Below are 15,397 nucleotides of genomic sequence, written 5' to 3' on the forward strand. Positions count from 1 at the left end.
TTTTCGGAGAACCAACATGACCCTGCGGTGGATACTGATACCTGCGCTGGTGGTAACAATGATCGGCTGTGCCCCTGTGGGCCAGCACCGGAACGCCGGGGCCGACCGGCAGCAGACCGAACTGGACCCGATCACAGTGAGGGTCAGCGGCTTCGGGACCTACGAAGACGCGTCGAAAGATCGCCTGAACACGCGCAAGCGCCTGCTTGCCCGGCGTGCGTCCCAGTTGGATGCCTATCGCAATCTGGCGGAACGGGTGTATGGCACTGTGATCTACGGCAGCTCAACAGTGAACGATTTCGTTTTGCAGAACGATATGTTCCGCACTTACGTGGACAGCTACATCCGTGGTGCCAAGATGGTTGCCGTGAGTGAGCACAGTGACGGCGTGGTGGAAACCGTTATGGAACTCAAGCTGGAGCCCAGGTTCCGTGCCTGTGTGTCCCGCGTAACGGATCGTGAAGTGCAGGACCTGTGCCCGATCCCGATGCCCAGAGGCAACGACAGCGCCGGAGATTTCCAGAGCCGGGGCGTTGATTCCCTCTACTACCTCGAATAAGAGAACGATTTCCCATGAAGCTGGCTATTTCCGTTGTCACAGTGCTGTTGGTGTTTGCGTGTGGCGGTGTCCAGGCTGTGGTGCTGGAGGGCGTCGGCCACGCCACCATTTATAACGATGACGTCGACAGCGCACGGCAGGAGGCTAAGAAGGCCGCGTTAAGGGATGTTTCCCTGCAGTACGAAGCCAGGATCAGTAGCCGCGACACCATGGAAAACGGTGTGGTGACGGAATCCCGCCTGCAGGTTGCCTCGTCGGCGCGGGCAACGTCCGTTGAAGTGGTGGACGAGTACCGGCGGGGGAATCTGTTGCGTGTCACGGTTCGCGCCGATATGTCGGCCAGCGGCCAGTGCCAGGCCGGCGATGCCGCAGAGTTGAGAAAGCGTGTGGCCGTGACCGGCTTCCCCATGGTGTATCCGGATCAGGCCCGGATAGGGCGCATAGGGGATGCCGGCGAAGTCTTGCCGCAATTACTGCAGGCGGATCTCCGGCGCAGCGGTAAACTCCAGGTCTTCGGCGCAACCACCCAGCGCCTGTTTGATGACCTGCTCAATGCTCCGACGCATCAGAAATTCAACAATCGATTGAGCAACGTGATCCAGGTGGCTCGCGAACTTGGGGTGCAGTTTGTGGTTACCGGTGTCATTCGTGATGTTGGCGTGTCTGACCCGGACGCCTGGGGCAGTTCCGTTATTGACCGTCTGCAGCGTGGCATTGGCGCGGCCAACCAGAACCGGCGGTTTGTGGTGGACATGATGGTTTATGACGGCTTCAGTGGGGCGCCTGTCTATCAGGAGCGATTTTCGGCGGAGGCACGCTGGAATGCCGGGCCGGGGTCTTCTGATGGGTTTGGGTCGGCAGGTTTCCGGGAAACCGAATACGGACAGGCTGTCGCTGGCTTGATGAATAACATGGTGTCTGCGGTCAATGATGCGCTGGCTTGCCAGCCATTTATCACGAGGGTGACGAGAGTTGACGGCAACAAGGTCACGCTGGATTCCGGGGCCACGGCGGGCCTGCGTCCGGGGGACGAACTGAAGCTCTATCGCAGTGCCAGCTTCTTCGATTCACCCGGGGCGACCCCGGAACTGGTGGACAGCCGCACCACCATGACGGTGAACAACGTTCACCCGGATTTCAGCAACGGCAGCATTCCTGTCTTTGGCGGGCTGATCAATATACAGCGGGATGACGTGGCCATCGTCTGGTAGGGGCGGTCAGACTGCGGCGGTTTCCGCTGCCACGTCCCGGATCTTGCCAACCATGGCCCGCAGGCCGTTGCCCCGCGTGGGCGAAATGTGGCGGAACAGATCCAGTTGTTCGAACAGTTCGTCGATGTCCGTAGCCAGAAGGTCCCTGGGGGACTTGCCATTCAGCGCCACCAGGATAATGGCGGCAAGGCCGCGAACGATGATGGCGTCGGAGTCAATCAGCAGGTACAGCTTGCCGCTTTGCTCATCGTAATGATGGATCAGCCACACCTGGCTCTGGCAGCCATGGACGTAATTCTCTTCCCTGCGCTCGTCGTCCGGAAATGCCGGTAGCTGCTTGCCAAGGTCGATAATGAAGGCGTAACGTTCTTCCCAGTCGTCCAGAAACTCAAAGCCATCCAGAACGTCCTCGAGGGTAGTGTCTTTCCCGAGGGGGTTATTCAGAAACTCCTGTTCAGCGGCACCCATTACAGCATCCCCAGTTCAAGCTTGGCTTCGTCGGTAAGCATGTCATTGTTCCAGGGCGGGTCGAAGGTCAGTTCGACGGTTACCTTATCCACGTTGGGAACATGCTCAAGCTTGGTTTTGACGTCTTCGGTGATCACCGGGCCCATGCCGCAGCCGGCGGCTGTCAGGGTCATTTTAACGTAGACATGGTTGCCGTCTTCCGTGCCATTCTGTATGTCACACTCGTAGATCAGGCCCAGCTCCACCACGTTGACCGGAATCTCCGGGTCGTAGCAGTTGCGCATCGCTTCCCACACCTGGTTTTCGTTGACGGTGCCGTCTTCCGGGGTGTCGAAGCTGCTTTCAAGAGGTTTTTTGCCTAGGGCATCGGCGTTGTGGCCTTCAATGCGAGCGAGGTTGCCGTTCACCGCCACGGTGAAGCTGCCACCCAGTGACTGTGTGATGGTCACAAAGGTATCCGATGGAATCATGATTTCGGTTCCGGCGGGCACCAAGCGTGCCTCTACTTCGCGTTTTGTCAGGACCACTTCCCGTTCTTGCATGCCTTAATGGGCCTCGTATTCGCTATCTGGTTTTCGGATTCAGGCGACTGTAAAGCTTTCGCCACAACCGCACTCTGCCGTCGCATTCGGATTCCGGAATTGGAACAGGGAGTTCACCCCTTCGGTCACGAAATCAATTTCAATGCCGTTCACCAGAGGCAGATGCTCTTCCTTTACAAAGACGTCCACACCGTCGATGTGAAACACCTTGTCGTCCGCTGCGGCTTCTTCCACCCACTGGGTTTCATACTTGAAGCCGGAACAGCCACTTTTCTTGATGGCCAGGCGGATACCTTTCGCCTCAGGCTTCTTGTCCAGTTGTTTGCGTACGTGTTTTACCGCTGTCGGGGTCATGGTGACCGCCACGGTTGGTGTGAAGACTTCGGCTGTCATAGTTCCACCTCCATCAGGCAAACAGACGCTGGATTTTCTGCAGGGCAGTGAATAATTGTTCCACTTCCTCCAGCGTATTGTAAAACGCAAAGGATGCCCGGGCTGTACCGGGAACCCCGTAAAAGTCCATCAACGGCATGGCGCAGTGGTGGCCAGTGCGGATCGCGATGCCCTGCTGATCCAGCAGCGTTCCTATATCACTGGGGTGCAGGCCGGCGATTTTAAAGGACATTACTGGTACTTTTTGGCTGGCCGTACCGATGATTTCCATGCCGGGGACTGAGTCGACCAATTCGTTGGCGCGGGTGAGAAGCGCGTTTTCTGCCGCTTCCATGCCGTTGCGATCCAGGTTGCCCAGATAATCAATGGCCGCGCCCAAGCCGATGGCCTCAGCAACCGGCGGTGTACCGGCCTCGAACTTGTAAGGCAACACGTTCCAGGTGGTGCGTTCGAACGACACCCGCTCGATCATCTCGCCGCCGCCCTGGAACGGGGGCATTTCTTCCAGCAACTGGGCCTTGCCGTACAGTACGCCAACGCCCGTCGGGCCGAACAGCTTGTGGGATGAGAACACGTAGAAATCACTGCCCAGTGCTTTTACGTCCGGCTGAAAATGCGGCACGGCCTGGGCGCCATCGATAACGGTGATCACGCCGTAAGCCTTGGCTTGCTCAATCAGCGGTGCAATCGGGTTCACCGTGCCCAGGACGTTGGACACGTGAGTCAGTGCCAGTATTCGGGTGCGGTCGCCCAGCAGGCTGTTGAATGAGTCGAGGTCCAGCTCGCCCTGAGGCGTGACCTGGATGGGAACCACCTTTGCCCCTGTGCGCTCGGCCACCATCTGCCAGGGCACGATGTTGGCGTGATGTTCCATATGGCTGACGAGGATTTCGTCGCCAGGCTTGAGGCGGCCGGCCAGACCATTGGCAACCACATTGATGGCCTCGGTGGTGCCGCGGGTCCAGATGATCTCGCGGGTGCTGTCAGCGTTCAGGAATGCGCGAACCTTCTCCCGGGCGCCCTCGAAGGCACTGGTGGCACGGTCGCCAAGCGTGTGGGCGCCCCGATGGACGTTGGAATGCATTTCCCGGTAATAGCGATCCATGGCGTCCAGCACGGCGATGGGCTTTTGTGACGAAGCACCGTTGTCCAGATACACGAGGGGCTTGCCGTTGATCTGCTGATCAAGAATCGGAAAGTCCCGGCGGGTGGCCTCGACGTCGAACGCCGCAGTGCCCGCCTTTTTGGCCATGGAAAGGTCTGTCATAACCGGTCAGGCCTCCTGAAACGTCTGATCGAAAAATTCATTCAGCCGGAGCTGGGCAGCGTCTTTGACGGCCTGAACCGGAATCTGTTCAACAAGTTCGTTAATGAAGGCCATCGTCAAAAGGGTATTGGCCTCACGACGCCCGATGCCACGGGATACCAGGTAGAACAGGGAAATTCTGTCAAGCTGGCCGATTGTTGCGCCATGGGCGCATTTGACATCGTCCGCGTAGATCTCCAGCTCCGGCTTGGTATCGATCTCGGCGCCGGTAGAGAGCAACAGATTCTTGTTGTTCATGTTCGCGTTGGACTTCTGGGCATCCTCGTGGATATGGATGCGGCCATTGAACACGGCATGGGATTCGTCCGCAGCGATATTGCGATAGGTTTCCTCGCTGTCGCAGTGGGCAGCCACATGCTCAATGGATGTGTGGTTGTCGTAGTGCTGTTTGCCCTGGGTGACGACCACGCCGTTCAGCTTGCACTCGCCGCCTTCGCCTTCCAGCCGAACCTGCAGATCATGGCGACGCAGTGGTCCACCGAAGCCCACGCAGTGGCTCTCGAAGCGAGAATTGGCGGCTTGGCGAACACCGGTAGCCCCGATGTGCTGTACATTTTCGCCTTCCATGACCAATCGCACATTCGTGACCTGGGCTCCGTCTGCCAATACAAACTCGGTGACGGTATCCACCATGACCGGCTCCTCGCCGCTGGAGAGGTATTCCTCTACCACCGTAATCTGGCTGTGACGTGCGGCATCCACATAAATGCGCGGGTACGCCGAGCCGGAAGCCGTGCCGGTCACTTCGTGCACGATGAACAGAGGCTGATCGAGAACCGCTTCCTTGTCCAACTGGATATACAGGCCGTCTTCAAAGCGAGCGGAGTTCAGTCGCGCCATCTGTACGGCACGGGTGTCCAGCGTGTTATCCAGGCGCTCGGCCAGGCCAGCAGCTTCGTCATCGTCCAGATCGGCGAAACGTTGAATGCGGATGCCGTCCAGGTCCGGAAAGTCCGAGGCTTCCGGAATCATCACGCCGTTATGGAACACCACGCGATAACCGGGAATCGACAAGCTATAGCCATCCTTGCCGGTCGCGGGCAGGGTGCTGGCCAGTTCGTCGGTCAGCTTCAGGTGCCGACTGGAGTATTTCCAGTTCTCGGTTTTGCGGGTCGGCAGTGGCATATCGACCAGTGCCGTACCCCGTTGTTTGCGCAGCTCAAGAAGCGGTGCCGGCAGCGATTGCCCGCCCGGCTCGAGGAAGGCGCTGGAAATGGTTGGTGCTGGTTTCATTCCACGGCCTCCTTAGCTGGCTGCACTGGGAGTGGCTTCTTCGTCTTTCACGCCGAGCCAGCCGTAGCCACGCTCTTCGAGCTCGAGGGCCAGCTCGCGACCCCCGGATTTGACGATCCTGCCACCGGCCAGTACGTGAACATGGTCCGGCACAATGTGGTTCAGCAAGCGCTGGTAGTGAGTCACCATCAGAATGGCACGGTCTTCGGCGCGCAGGGCGTTTACGCCCTTGGAAACCACCTGGAGGGCGTCAATATCGAGCCCTGAATCTGTCTCATCCAGGATGGCCAGCTTCGGCTGCAGCAACAGCGCCTGAAGAATCTCATTGCGCTTCTTCTCGCCACCGGAGAAGCCTTCGTTGACGCCACGCTTGAGGAACGCCGGGTCCAGGTCCACCTGTTTGGAAACTTCTTTGGCCAGCTTCATGAATTCGGCCGCGTTCATTTCCGTCTCGCCACGGTGTGTACGCATGGCGTTAACGGCGGTGCGCAGGAACTGCAGGTTGCTGACACCGGGAATCTCCACCGGATACTGGAATGCCAGGAAAATACCTTCACGAGCCCGCTCTTCGGTTTCAAGGTCCAGCAGGTTCTCGCCGTTCAGGCTGATTTCGCCCTGAGTTACCTCAAACGTCTCGTTACCTGCCAATACCTGGGACAAGGTACTCTTGCCAGAGCCGTTCGGGCCCATGATGGCGTGAACTTCCCCGGCCTTGATCTCCAGGTTGATGCCCTTGAGGATCTCTTCACCCTCAACAGATGCGTGCAGGTTCTTGATGCTCAGCATTTGACGATTTCTCTCTCTGTTTTCTGAATTCCGGTGCGGGGCTGTCTGTTGGTTGTTAACCAACAGATCCCTCAAGACTAACCTCAAGCAACTTGCCAGCTTCCACAGCAAACTCCATCGGCAGCTCCTTGAACACCTCTTTACAGAAGCCGTTCACAATCATGGAAACCGCCTGCTCCGGGTCGATGCCACGCTGGCGGCAGAGGAACATCTGCTCGTCGCTGACTTTGGAGGTGGTTGCCTCGTGCTCAACGATGGCCGACTTGTTCTTGCTCTCGATGTACGGGAAGGTGTGGGCGCCGCAGCGGTCGCCGATCAGCAGCGAATCACACTGGGTGTAGTTGCGCGCCCCTTCCGCACCGGGGCCGAACTTCACCAGCCCACGATAGGCGTTGGAGCTCTTGCCGGCGGAAATGCCCTTGGAGATGATGGTGCTGGACGTGTTCTTGCCCAGATGGATCATCTTGGTGCCGGTGTCCGCCTGCTGGAAGTTGTTGGTCAGTGCCACCGAGTAGAACTCGCCCACGCTGTTGTCACCGCGCAGCACGCAGCTTGGATACTTCCAGGTAACCGCAGAACCGGTCTCAACCTGGGTCCAGGAGATCTTTGAGTTCTTGCCAATAGCGGCGCCACGCTTGGTGACGAAGTTGAAGATGCCGCCTTTGCCGTTCTCATCGCCCGGGTACCAGTTCTGCACCGTGGAGTATTTGATCTGTGCATCGTCCAGGGCCACCAACTCAACCACCGCCGCGTGCAGTTGGTTCTCATCGCGCATCGGCGCCGTGCAGCCCTCGAGGTAACTGACGTAGCTGCTGTCTTCCGCGATGATCAGGGTGCGCTCGAACTGCCCGGTATTGGCCGCGTTAATACGGAAGTAGGTGGACAGTTCCATGGGGCAGCGCACGCCTTTGGGAACGTACACGAACGTGCCATCTGAAAACACGGCGGAGTTCAGGCCCGCGAAAAAGTTGTCGCCTGCAGGAACCACAGAACCAAGATACTTTTTCACCAGTTCCGGGTAGTCCTGGATGGCTTCCGAAATGGAGCAGAAAATCACGCCAGCCTTGGCCAGCGGCTCCTTGAAGGTAGTCGCCACGGAAACGGAGTCAAAGACGGCATCAACGGCCACGCCAGCGAGCTTTTCACGCTCATGCAGGGGAATGCCCAGTTTCTCGTAGGTCTTGAGCAGCTCCGGGTCGACTTCGTCGAGGCTCTGGGGCATGTCTTCCTTGCGCTTGGGCGCGGAGTAATAGGAAATCGAGTTGTAGTCGATTTTCGGATAACCCACGTGTGCCCAGTCCGGCTCGTCCATTTCCAGCCAGCGACGGTAGGCCTTCAGGCGCCATTCCAGCATCCATTCCGGCTCTTTCTTAATGGCGGAAAGGCGGGCAATGACGTCTTCGTTCAGGCCGGGCTCGAACGTGTCGGCTTCGATGTCTGTCACGAAACCGTGTTCGTATTCCCGTTTGATCAGCTCGTTCACCTCTTTATCGGTGGTCGCCATGATCGTCGCTCCGTATTCTCTCATCTCGGGCCTTGCAGCCCCTGGTGTCGCCGGTAGTCTCGTGTTCAGGGCTGCCGGGCGGATGTCATAAATTCATGCGTTGCAGTGATCGCCCCAGACCTGGGTGCGCCCTGCAATCGGTTTTTGGATGACGGATTGGGTGCGGCCCTGTTGAAAATCAAGGGCAATATCCGTTTCTTCTGGTGAGTGAGTATACAATACCAGAGTAAAATAGTCAGGTATTAAATTGCGCGTGTCGTGATTATACCTCAATCAACCCTTGTGGCACTAAGGGGCTGGCAATCAGACCGATAGCTCGACGCTTTGAATGACCGAATTGCCTCATGTCCTGTTGCGACTAAAGCCGAATATGGCTATTTTCAGCTAACATGTGTACGCTGACGAGCGCAGGTAAAAAGTGTGCCTGCGAGGAATTATCAGGAGACAGTGACATGCACTCAGAACCGATGAAGCCCCGCGCGACTGTGGCACCGTTCAGTGCGCGAGTGACTTCGTTGATTGCCGGGCACTTGGAACGTGGTCGGGTAGGAGTGGAGGCTGTTGCCTCTCAACTGCATATGAGTCGGCATACGCTTCATAAGAGGTTAAAGGAAGAAAACCTGACCTTTGCGGCGTTGCTTGAGGACATCCGGCGTGAACGGGCTCTGGCCTATTTGAAGGATCGAAGCAAGCCTCTCGTGGAAATCGCTGAGCAGCTTGGGTTCTCCGAGCTCAGCGCCTTCAGCCGTGCGTTCAAACGCTGGATGGGCAAATCGCCAGGAGCTTACCGCTCGCGGGTTGCTTGAGGGTGGTTTAAGGGGCATTGAAAAAAGCCGGGGTAGCAAATTCGTGCATGCCCCGGCATTTGCTGTCTGGTTGTCAGGCTTTCTTGAAGATCAGCGTGCCGTTGGTGCCGCCGAATCCAAAGCTGTTGCTCATCACCAGGGGCAGATCCACGTTGTCCTGCCGCTCTCTCACGATGGGGTAGCCTTCGGCGCCTTCATCGAGATTCTCGATATTGGCAGACGGCGCAATAAAGTTCCCCCGCTGCATGATCAGGCTGTAGATGGCTTCGTGCACACCGGCTGCGCCCAGAGCGTGGCCGCAAAGTGGCTTGGTTGAGCTTAGTGGCGGTATCTTGTCGCCAAAGGTTTCCTTCAGCGCTTTGAGTTCGGTGACATCCCCCGCCGGCGTGCTGGTGCCGTGGGTGTTGATGTAGCTGATCTCGCCATCAATGTTTTTCATCGCCTGCTGCATGCAGCGAATGGCGCCTTCGCCGCTGGGCGCCACCATATCGGCGCCATCAGAGGTTGCACCGAAGCCGACCAGTTCGGCCAGAATGTTGGCCCCACGTGCTTCTGCATGCTCCAGGGCTTCCAGTACCAGGATGCCGCCGCCACCGGAAATCACGAAACCGTCCCGATCCCGATCATAGGTGCGGGAGGCTTTTCCGGGAGTGTCGTTGTATTTGGTGGAGAGCGCACCCATGGCGTCGAACATCAGGCTCAGCGTCCAATGGATATCTTCACCGCCACCGGCAAACATCACGTCCTGGCGACCCAGCGCAATCATATCGGCGGCATGGCCAATGGAGTGGGCGCTGGTGGCACAGGCTGAGGTGATGCCGTAGTTGATGCCGGTAATGCCAAACGCCGTGGAAAGGGTGGCGTTGATAGCGCTGCCCATGGTGCGTGGTACACGGTACGGGCCTACCCGGCGGATGCCTTTCTCGCGGTGGGTATCGATCGCATCCATCAGCTCGACCGTTGATGCACCACCAGCACCAGTGATGACGCCGGTTGAGTTGGCGCGTATATGCTCTTCGGTCAGCCCGGCTTGCTCAATGGCTTCTTTCATCGCCAGGTAGGTGTAGCCCGAGGCCGGGCACATGAAACGCATCAGCTTGCGGTCAATCAGTTCCGGCAGATTCAGGTCAATCTGTCCGCACACATGGCTGCGCAGACCGTTGTCCTTGGCTTCCTGGCTAAAGCCAATGCCAGGAATTGATTCCCGCAGGGACCGGGTTACTTCGTCTTGATTGGTTCCGAGGCTGGAGACGATTCCCATGCCTGTAATAACAACACGACGCATTTAATGGCTCCTAGAAGTCATCCGTAGAATTGAACATGCCGACCTTCAGGTCTTTGGCGGTGTATATCTCTCGGCCATCCACTTCCATGCGGGCATCCGCAATGGCCATGGTGAGCTTGCGGCGGATGACCCGCTTGATGTCGAGGTGATACCGAACGAGTTTGTTCGTGGGTAGCACCTGCCCAGAAAACTTCACCTCGCCGCTTCCCAGCGCGCGACCCTTGCCTTCACCCCCGGTGGCTGCCAGGAAAAAACCCACCAACTGCCACATGGCGTCCAGGCCCAGACAACCGGGCATGACCGGGTCGTCCACAAAATGAACCTTGAAGAACCAGAGGTCCGGATTGATATCCAGCTCGGCAACAATGCTGCCTTTGCCATAGAGCCCGTCGGTTTCGCTGAAATGGGTAACGCGGTCCATCATCAGCATTTCATTGATAGGCAGCCGCATCTTGCCGGGAAAGAGCGTGCCTTGTCCGCAGGCTTCCAGATCGGCCTTGGTAAAGTGATCAGGGGTCATAATGCCAGTGTTCCTGTTACAAAATGGTTTCTTATACTTTAGCTGGTATTTCCGTTGAGGCTATTGACCATTGGTTGCAGTTTGCAGTCAGGCACGAATTTTCTGTGACGGTCAGCGCCCCCCGGATTTCTCGGATACCTGCTTTGTCAGTTCCTGCAACTGTTCCTGAACCGCCTTTAACTGACGTGCGATCTCGTCCCGTTCATCGTGGGCTTTTTGGGCCTGCTCCGCATTCTGTTCCTCACTCATGACTTCCAGGATCGCCCCGATCATCATGTTGAGGAATACGAACGCAGTCAGAAATATAAACGTCAGATAGTAGAGCCAGCTGAGCGGGTAGGATTCCATCGTGGCATACATCACATCGGTCCAATCCTCGAAGGTTGCCACCCGGAATAAAGTAAGCATGGCTATGGCGACATCGCCCCAAAGAGTCTCGTCCACGTCTGCAAAGAACATTGAACCCATGGCCGCATAAATGTAGAAAATGATAAACATCAACAGGGCGATGTAGCCCATGCGCGGGATGGCTTTCAGAAGGGAGTTGATCAGGAAGCGCAGCTCTGGCACGACAGACACCAGACGCAACACCCGGAACACGCGCAGCAACCGGCCAAGGAGCACGGCGTCGGAGTTGTCCAGTGGGATGAGGCTGCCAACCACGACCAGTGTATCGAACAGGTTCCAGCCGTCCATCAGAAAGCGTTTCTTGTTAGGGCAGGCAGCAAAGCGGAACAGGATTTCTATCAGGAAAAACAGAGTGATGGCGTTGTCCATCACGCTAAGGGAACCCTCCACCAGCGGCGGCAGTTCGTAGGTCTTTGCGCCAATGGTGAGCGCCGACAGGATGATAATGCCGATAACCACGCTCTGGAATATCCGGCTGGACTCAATGCGGCGCAGTTGTTCGAATCCGGTTGTGGGGCTTGGTTGGTCGGACATGGGAAGACAGAAACTCCATAACGATCGCGGAGTCTGAATTCTAAAGGGAGTGGGCCGGATTGGGTAGCGGGAACTGGGCTCAGGCGTTGGCGAGTATGATCCGCCACTGTTCTTCAGTAACGGGCATCACCGACAGGCGGTTGCCACGCCTGATCAGTGCAAGGCCTTCAAGCCCCGGCAGCGACTTGATCTCATCCAATGGAATCAGTCGCGGCAGCTTTTTCTCAAAGGCCATATCCACGGCTTGCCAGCGCGGCTTTTCCGGTGTGCTTTTTGGGTCGTAGTAGGGCGAATCTGTCCGGAACTGGGTCGGGTCCGGATAGGCGGACGTGACGACGCGGACAATCCCTGCCACGCCAATGTGTTTGCAGCTGGAGTGGTAAACAAAGACGTCGTCCCCCTCAGCCATTTCCTGCAGGAAATTTCGCGCCTGATAGTTGCGCACACCGTCCCAGGGAATGGTTTGATCCTTCGCGCTCTCAAAATCATCGATGCTGCATTCGGACGGTTCGGTCTTAACCAGCCATTTTGCCATTGCTCGGCTCCCGACATGGTGAGGTTATACAGTATAACCAAAATCCGGCTCGTCAGGCCGCTATGGCGAGGTCACACCGTCACAGTGTATGCGGCAGGACGCCGTAGTAGATCGCGCTGAAGTGCAGGGCGCTGCCGCCGATGACGAACAGGTGCCATACCGCATGCATGTAGGGAATGCGGTCCGCGAGGTAGAAGCCGACACCGACGGTGTAGACCACGCCACCCGCGATGGTCAGGTAGAGAGCTGTATCGCTGATACTCGCCACCAGGTCTGATGAGGCGAAGGTGATCAGCCAGCCCATGGCAATGTAGATACCTACACGTGCCAGTTTGAAGCGGTTCTGGAAGATGACTTTCAGCACCACGCCGGTCGCAGCCAGGGACCAGATGATGGCAAACAGCGTCCAGCCGCTGGTGCCGCGCATATTGACGAGGAGGAAAGGGGTGTAGGTGCCGGCAATCAACAGGAAAATGGCGCAGTGATCCAGAGTCTTGAACAGCGCCCGTAGCCTGGGGTGGCGGGCGCCATGGTAAAGCGCTGATGCCAGGTAAAGCATGATCAGGGATGCGCCAAAGATGCTGAAGCTGACGATCTTCCAGACATCCCCCAGTTGGCTGGCCGCGACGATCAATGCAATTGTACCGATCACGCTAAGAAGGGCGCCCAGACCATGGGTGGCGCTGTTCAGCCATTCCTCGATACGGTGATGGACGGATTCTTCGGGGTTGTCGCGAGCTTTCATGGGGGCCTGGTTCGGTTCTGTCATGCCGACACGGTACTTCAGCGTACAGGTGTACGCAATAGACGAAGTGTGACGTGTTGTTCAGCCTGAACCTGAAATAACGCTATTCGATGAATTATCCCGAGCCGCGGCCGTTGCCGGTGGCCTTCTTCAGCCTTGAGAAGGTTGCCGGAACCACACCCAGCCAGGACGCCAACTGGTTGTCCGGCACCCGCTTGATCAGTTCGGGATACTCGTCCAGCAGTAGCCGGTAACGCTCCTGAGCCGGCATGGTCTGCTTGCGGAATTCCCTCATGCTGGTCAACTCGGCGACTTCCTCAGTCAGCACAATGGCGAACTTTTCCCAGGCGCCATCCCCCTGCGCCTGAACCGCCGCCCGGAACGAGGAAAAGTCGGCCACCCAGAGGGTTGCAGGGGTAACGGCTGTGAGGCACAGGGTGTTGCGGGAGGTTCGGCTTCTGCCAAAGACAGGCCAGATAAGGTCCCCTTCCGTGAAAAAATGGTGGATGGCCACCTTTCCCGCCAGTGATTCCCGGAACAGTCGAAGCACGCCGTGCTGGATCAGATAGACATTACCCCAGGGGCGGTTGTGCCGCTCGAGATCGGTTTCAGCGTCCACCCGGCATTTCTGGAACAGTCCGCCCAACTCACTGACGAAGCGCTGTTGGGGGCTGTCGCTGTCGTTGCTCAGATGAATGCCAAAACAGTGGCTGAGCCCGCTGAGTAACGCATGGGACTCGGGCGCGGGCTCGTGCCAGACAATATCCCGGTGTCGCTCTGCCAGCATGCATGGGGGCGATGAACTGGCAATCGGTTCCTGTTTCATGGGGGCACCTTGGCTGGGTCAGTTGTCGGAGTTTGGCATCTGGATAGATACATGCAAAATAAATTAAACCAGTTTGTCTTAGCGGCTGAATCAATATTCCTGCTGGTGTTAAACTCGGTGCCTTTCTTGCCCTCTACCGGAGTCAGCATGGCCGCTGCCCTCGCACTGTTCTATAAACTGCTCCCCCTGTATATCACGGTTGCCCTGGGTTGGGTTGCCGGGCGTTATCTCCAGGCCAGCGGTAAACACATCGCCGGTATCATGCTCTACATCGTCACACCCTCTGTGGTGTTTTCCGGCGTTATGGCGGCACCACTGTCGATGCAAGTGATCCTGTTGCCATTACTGGTTTTTACGCTGTGCTCGGTACTTGGTTTTGCCCACATGAGGATTGCTCGCGGGATTATTTCGGACGGCAGCGCCAGTCTTATTCCGTTGTCGGTGGGCACGGGCAATACCGGTTATTTTGGCATACCGGTGGCATTGCTGCTGTTTGGCCAGGAGGGGCTGGCGCTTTATATCGTGTGCATGCTGGGTACGACGTTGTTCGAGAATTCCGTGGGCTTTTATCTGGCTGCCCGGGGTCGATACAGCCTCAAGGACTCTTTGGTCAGGGTGGCGCGGCTGCCTTCGGTCTACGCATTCATGTTGGCGGTTGTGCTGAACCTGAACGGATTCTCCATCCCGGACGTTTTTACGCCGCTTTTCGACAACCTTCGCGGTGCCTATAGCGTCCTTGGCATGATGATTATTGGAATGGGAATTCTCAGTTTTCGCGGGCTGGCGGGCAACCTGCGCTTTACCGGCCTGGCGTTCTTCGGCAAGTTTGTGTCCTGGCCGCTGGCGGCCATCGTGCTGTGGTGGCTGGATGCCCGTTTCTTCGGTATCTACAACCTGGCCGTCTACCAGGCGGTTTTCCTGATCTCCATAACACCCATTGCTGCCAATACCGTGGTGATCGCCACGCTGCTGGACACCGCACCAAAACAGGCCGCTGGCACCGCTCTGCTAAGCACCTTGTTTGCCCTGCTGTTTATACCGGTGATGGTGGCCCTGGTTATGCCGTAACCCGGGGCGCTCGAGACAGGGTAAGCAGGCCGGCTGCCAAGCCGGCAAGTGCACCAAGCCAGTGGGACTGGACGATGACTCGGCCACCGACCAAAGGGTTTTCTCCAACAGCCGGATAAAGAAACACTTCTGTTGCCAGCTTTATCAGGAGGAATCCGAGAATGATGAGGCTCCAGCGTGTCTCTGCTCTTATATTATAGAGCGCCGTAAACACCAGGAGCCCGTGCAGGCAGCCTGAAAAGCCTCGATACCAGTCAAGCTCGGGCGCTGCCAGAAACAGGCCTGAAGAGATGGCGAGAGGCGAGAGAATCAGGTAGCTTATCCAGCTCGGCAGGGGCGGGTGCCTTGTGAACAACAGGCCGGTTACCAGGAGTCCTGCCAGGTTGAGTAGCAGGTGGTTCAGACCGAGGTGAACCCAGTGGCCGGTCAGCAGTCGCCAGTACTCGCCTTCAGGAATGCCCTCACGAGACCATTCCAGAGTGCTTGCCGGCAACAGGAAAGCAGCCACCAGAAGCGCTGCCAGCACCGTGAATCTTGGCCAGTAAGGGGATAGTTGTGACACTAGTGTGTTGGTCATAAATACACGACGTCACGCATAACGCCTGGTGCCCTGTTTGCGAATTGATTGGATTTTGTGCAATCCCCTC

Annotated in this window: 18 protein-coding genes; 4 read left to right on the forward strand and 14 right to left on the reverse strand. The window is 57.4% G+C overall.

What is annotated here, in order from left to right; all coding sequences use genetic code 11:
- Positions 1–16 precede the first annotated feature (16 nt).
- Both AC13D2_RS10480 and AC13D2_RS10485 read left to right on the forward strand, forming a co-directional pair.
- Complete coding sequence (locus AC13D2_RS10480) at positions 17–559, forward strand: LPP20 family lipoprotein (protein WP_041336641.1); 543 nt, start codon at positions 17–19, stop codon at positions 557–559.
- 14 nt (positions 560–573) lie between these two features.
- On the forward strand, positions 574–1,770 hold the full coding sequence (locus AC13D2_RS10485) for a flagella assembly protein FlgT (RefSeq protein WP_421911327.1): 1,197 nt from the start codon (positions 574–576) through the stop codon (positions 1,768–1,770).
- 6 nt (positions 1,771–1,776) lie between these two features.
- Here AC13D2_RS10485 and AC13D2_RS10490 read toward each other — a convergent pair whose 3' ends face one another.
- From AC13D2_RS10490 to sufB, 7 genes are read right to left on the reverse strand one after another with little or no spacing between them, the layout of a single operon-like run.
- Entirely contained in the window at positions 1,777–2,238 is a 462-nt protein-coding gene (locus tag AC13D2_RS10490) for a SufE family protein (protein ID WP_041333989.1), read from the reverse strand.
- A complete protein-coding gene (gene sufT / locus AC13D2_RS10495) occupies positions 2,238–2,780 on the reverse strand; it encodes a putative Fe-S cluster assembly protein SufT (protein ID WP_041333992.1) in 543 nt (180 codons plus the stop codon). The genes AC13D2_RS10490 and sufT overlap by 1 nt, the downstream gene beginning before the upstream one ends.
- Before the next feature lie 39 nt (positions 2,781–2,819).
- Positions 2,820–3,173, reverse strand: coding sequence for a HesB/IscA family protein (locus AC13D2_RS10500; RefSeq protein WP_007153379.1), 354 nt, complete (start codon positions 3,171–3,173; stop codon positions 2,820–2,822).
- Positions 3,174–3,186: 13 nt separating this feature from the next.
- Positions 3,187–4,440 (reverse strand): cysteine desulfurase, encoded by a 1,254-nt coding sequence (locus AC13D2_RS10505; RefSeq protein WP_041333994.1) that lies wholly within the window; start codon positions 4,438–4,440, stop codon positions 3,187–3,189.
- 6 nt (positions 4,441–4,446) lie between these two features.
- Positions 4,447–5,733, reverse strand: coding sequence for a Fe-S cluster assembly protein SufD (gene sufD / locus AC13D2_RS10510; protein WP_300495185.1), 1,287 nt, complete (start codon positions 5,731–5,733; stop codon positions 4,447–4,449).
- 12 nt (positions 5,734–5,745) lie between these two features.
- A complete protein-coding gene (gene sufC / locus AC13D2_RS10515) occupies positions 5,746–6,519 on the reverse strand; it encodes a Fe-S cluster assembly ATPase SufC (protein ID WP_292046655.1) in 774 nt (257 codons plus the stop codon).
- Positions 6,520–6,574: 55 nt separating this feature from the next.
- Entirely contained in the window at positions 6,575–8,023 is a 1,449-nt protein-coding gene (gene sufB, locus AC13D2_RS10520) for a Fe-S cluster assembly protein SufB (RefSeq protein WP_007153375.1), read from the reverse strand.
- A gap of 452 nt (positions 8,024–8,475) precedes the next feature.
- Between sufB and AC13D2_RS10525 the strand changes: the two genes are divergently transcribed.
- Positions 8,476–8,829, forward strand: coding sequence for a helix-turn-helix transcriptional regulator (locus tag AC13D2_RS10525; RefSeq protein ID WP_292046654.1), 354 nt, complete (start codon positions 8,476–8,478; stop codon positions 8,827–8,829).
- 73 nt (positions 8,830–8,902) lie between these two features.
- Here the strand turns inward: AC13D2_RS10525 and fabB are convergent, their stop codons facing one another.
- From fabB to AC13D2_RS10555, 6 genes are all read right to left on the reverse strand, one after another.
- Positions 8,903–10,114 carry a beta-ketoacyl-ACP synthase I gene (gene fabB, locus AC13D2_RS10530; RefSeq protein ID WP_292046653.1) on the reverse strand — a complete coding sequence of 404 codons (1,212 nt, stop codon included), beginning with the start codon at positions 10,112–10,114 and terminating at the stop codon, positions 8,903–8,905.
- A gap of 10 nt (positions 10,115–10,124) precedes the next feature.
- The gene (gene fabA / locus AC13D2_RS10535; RefSeq protein WP_007153372.1) at positions 10,125–10,634 is read right to left on the reverse strand and encodes a bifunctional 3-hydroxydecanoyl-ACP dehydratase/trans-2-decenoyl-ACP isomerase; all 510 of its coding nucleotides are present in this window, start codon (positions 10,632–10,634) and stop codon (positions 10,125–10,127) included.
- Between the two features lie 111 nt (positions 10,635–10,745).
- Entirely contained in the window at positions 10,746–11,576 is an 831-nt protein-coding gene (locus AC13D2_RS10540) for an ion transporter (RefSeq protein WP_292046650.1), read from the reverse strand.
- 79 nt (positions 11,577–11,655) lie between these two features.
- The gene (locus AC13D2_RS10545; protein WP_292046648.1) at positions 11,656–12,111 is read right to left on the reverse strand and encodes an EVE domain-containing protein; all 456 of its coding nucleotides are present in this window, start codon (positions 12,109–12,111) and stop codon (positions 11,656–11,658) included.
- 79 nt (positions 12,112–12,190) lie between these two features.
- Positions 12,191–12,880, reverse strand: a complete 690-nt coding sequence (trhA, locus tag AC13D2_RS10550) for a PAQR family membrane homeostasis protein TrhA (RefSeq protein WP_007153369.1) — start codon at positions 12,878–12,880, stop codon at positions 12,191–12,193.
- Between the two features lie 91 nt (positions 12,881–12,971).
- Positions 12,972–13,682, reverse strand: a complete 711-nt coding sequence (locus AC13D2_RS10555) for a Crp/Fnr family transcriptional regulator (RefSeq protein WP_292046646.1) — start codon at positions 13,680–13,682, stop codon at positions 12,972–12,974.
- Between the two features lie 147 nt (positions 13,683–13,829).
- Here AC13D2_RS10555 and AC13D2_RS10560 point away from each other — a divergent pair, with 147 nt between their 5' ends.
- A complete protein-coding gene (locus AC13D2_RS10560; protein WP_292046644.1) occupies positions 13,830–14,750 on the forward strand; it encodes an AEC family transporter in 921 nt (306 codons plus the stop codon).
- On the opposite strand, the gene rrtA is transcribed toward AC13D2_RS10560, so the two are convergent.
- Positions 14,740–15,327, reverse strand: a complete 588-nt coding sequence (gene rrtA, locus AC13D2_RS10565) for a rhombosortase (protein ID WP_292046643.1) — start codon at positions 15,325–15,327, stop codon at positions 14,740–14,742. The genes AC13D2_RS10560 and rrtA overlap by 11 nt on opposite strands.
- Between the last annotated feature and the right edge of the window lie 70 nt (positions 15,328–15,397).

It is taken from the genome of Marinobacter sp. B-12 (genome assembly GCF_056857915.1).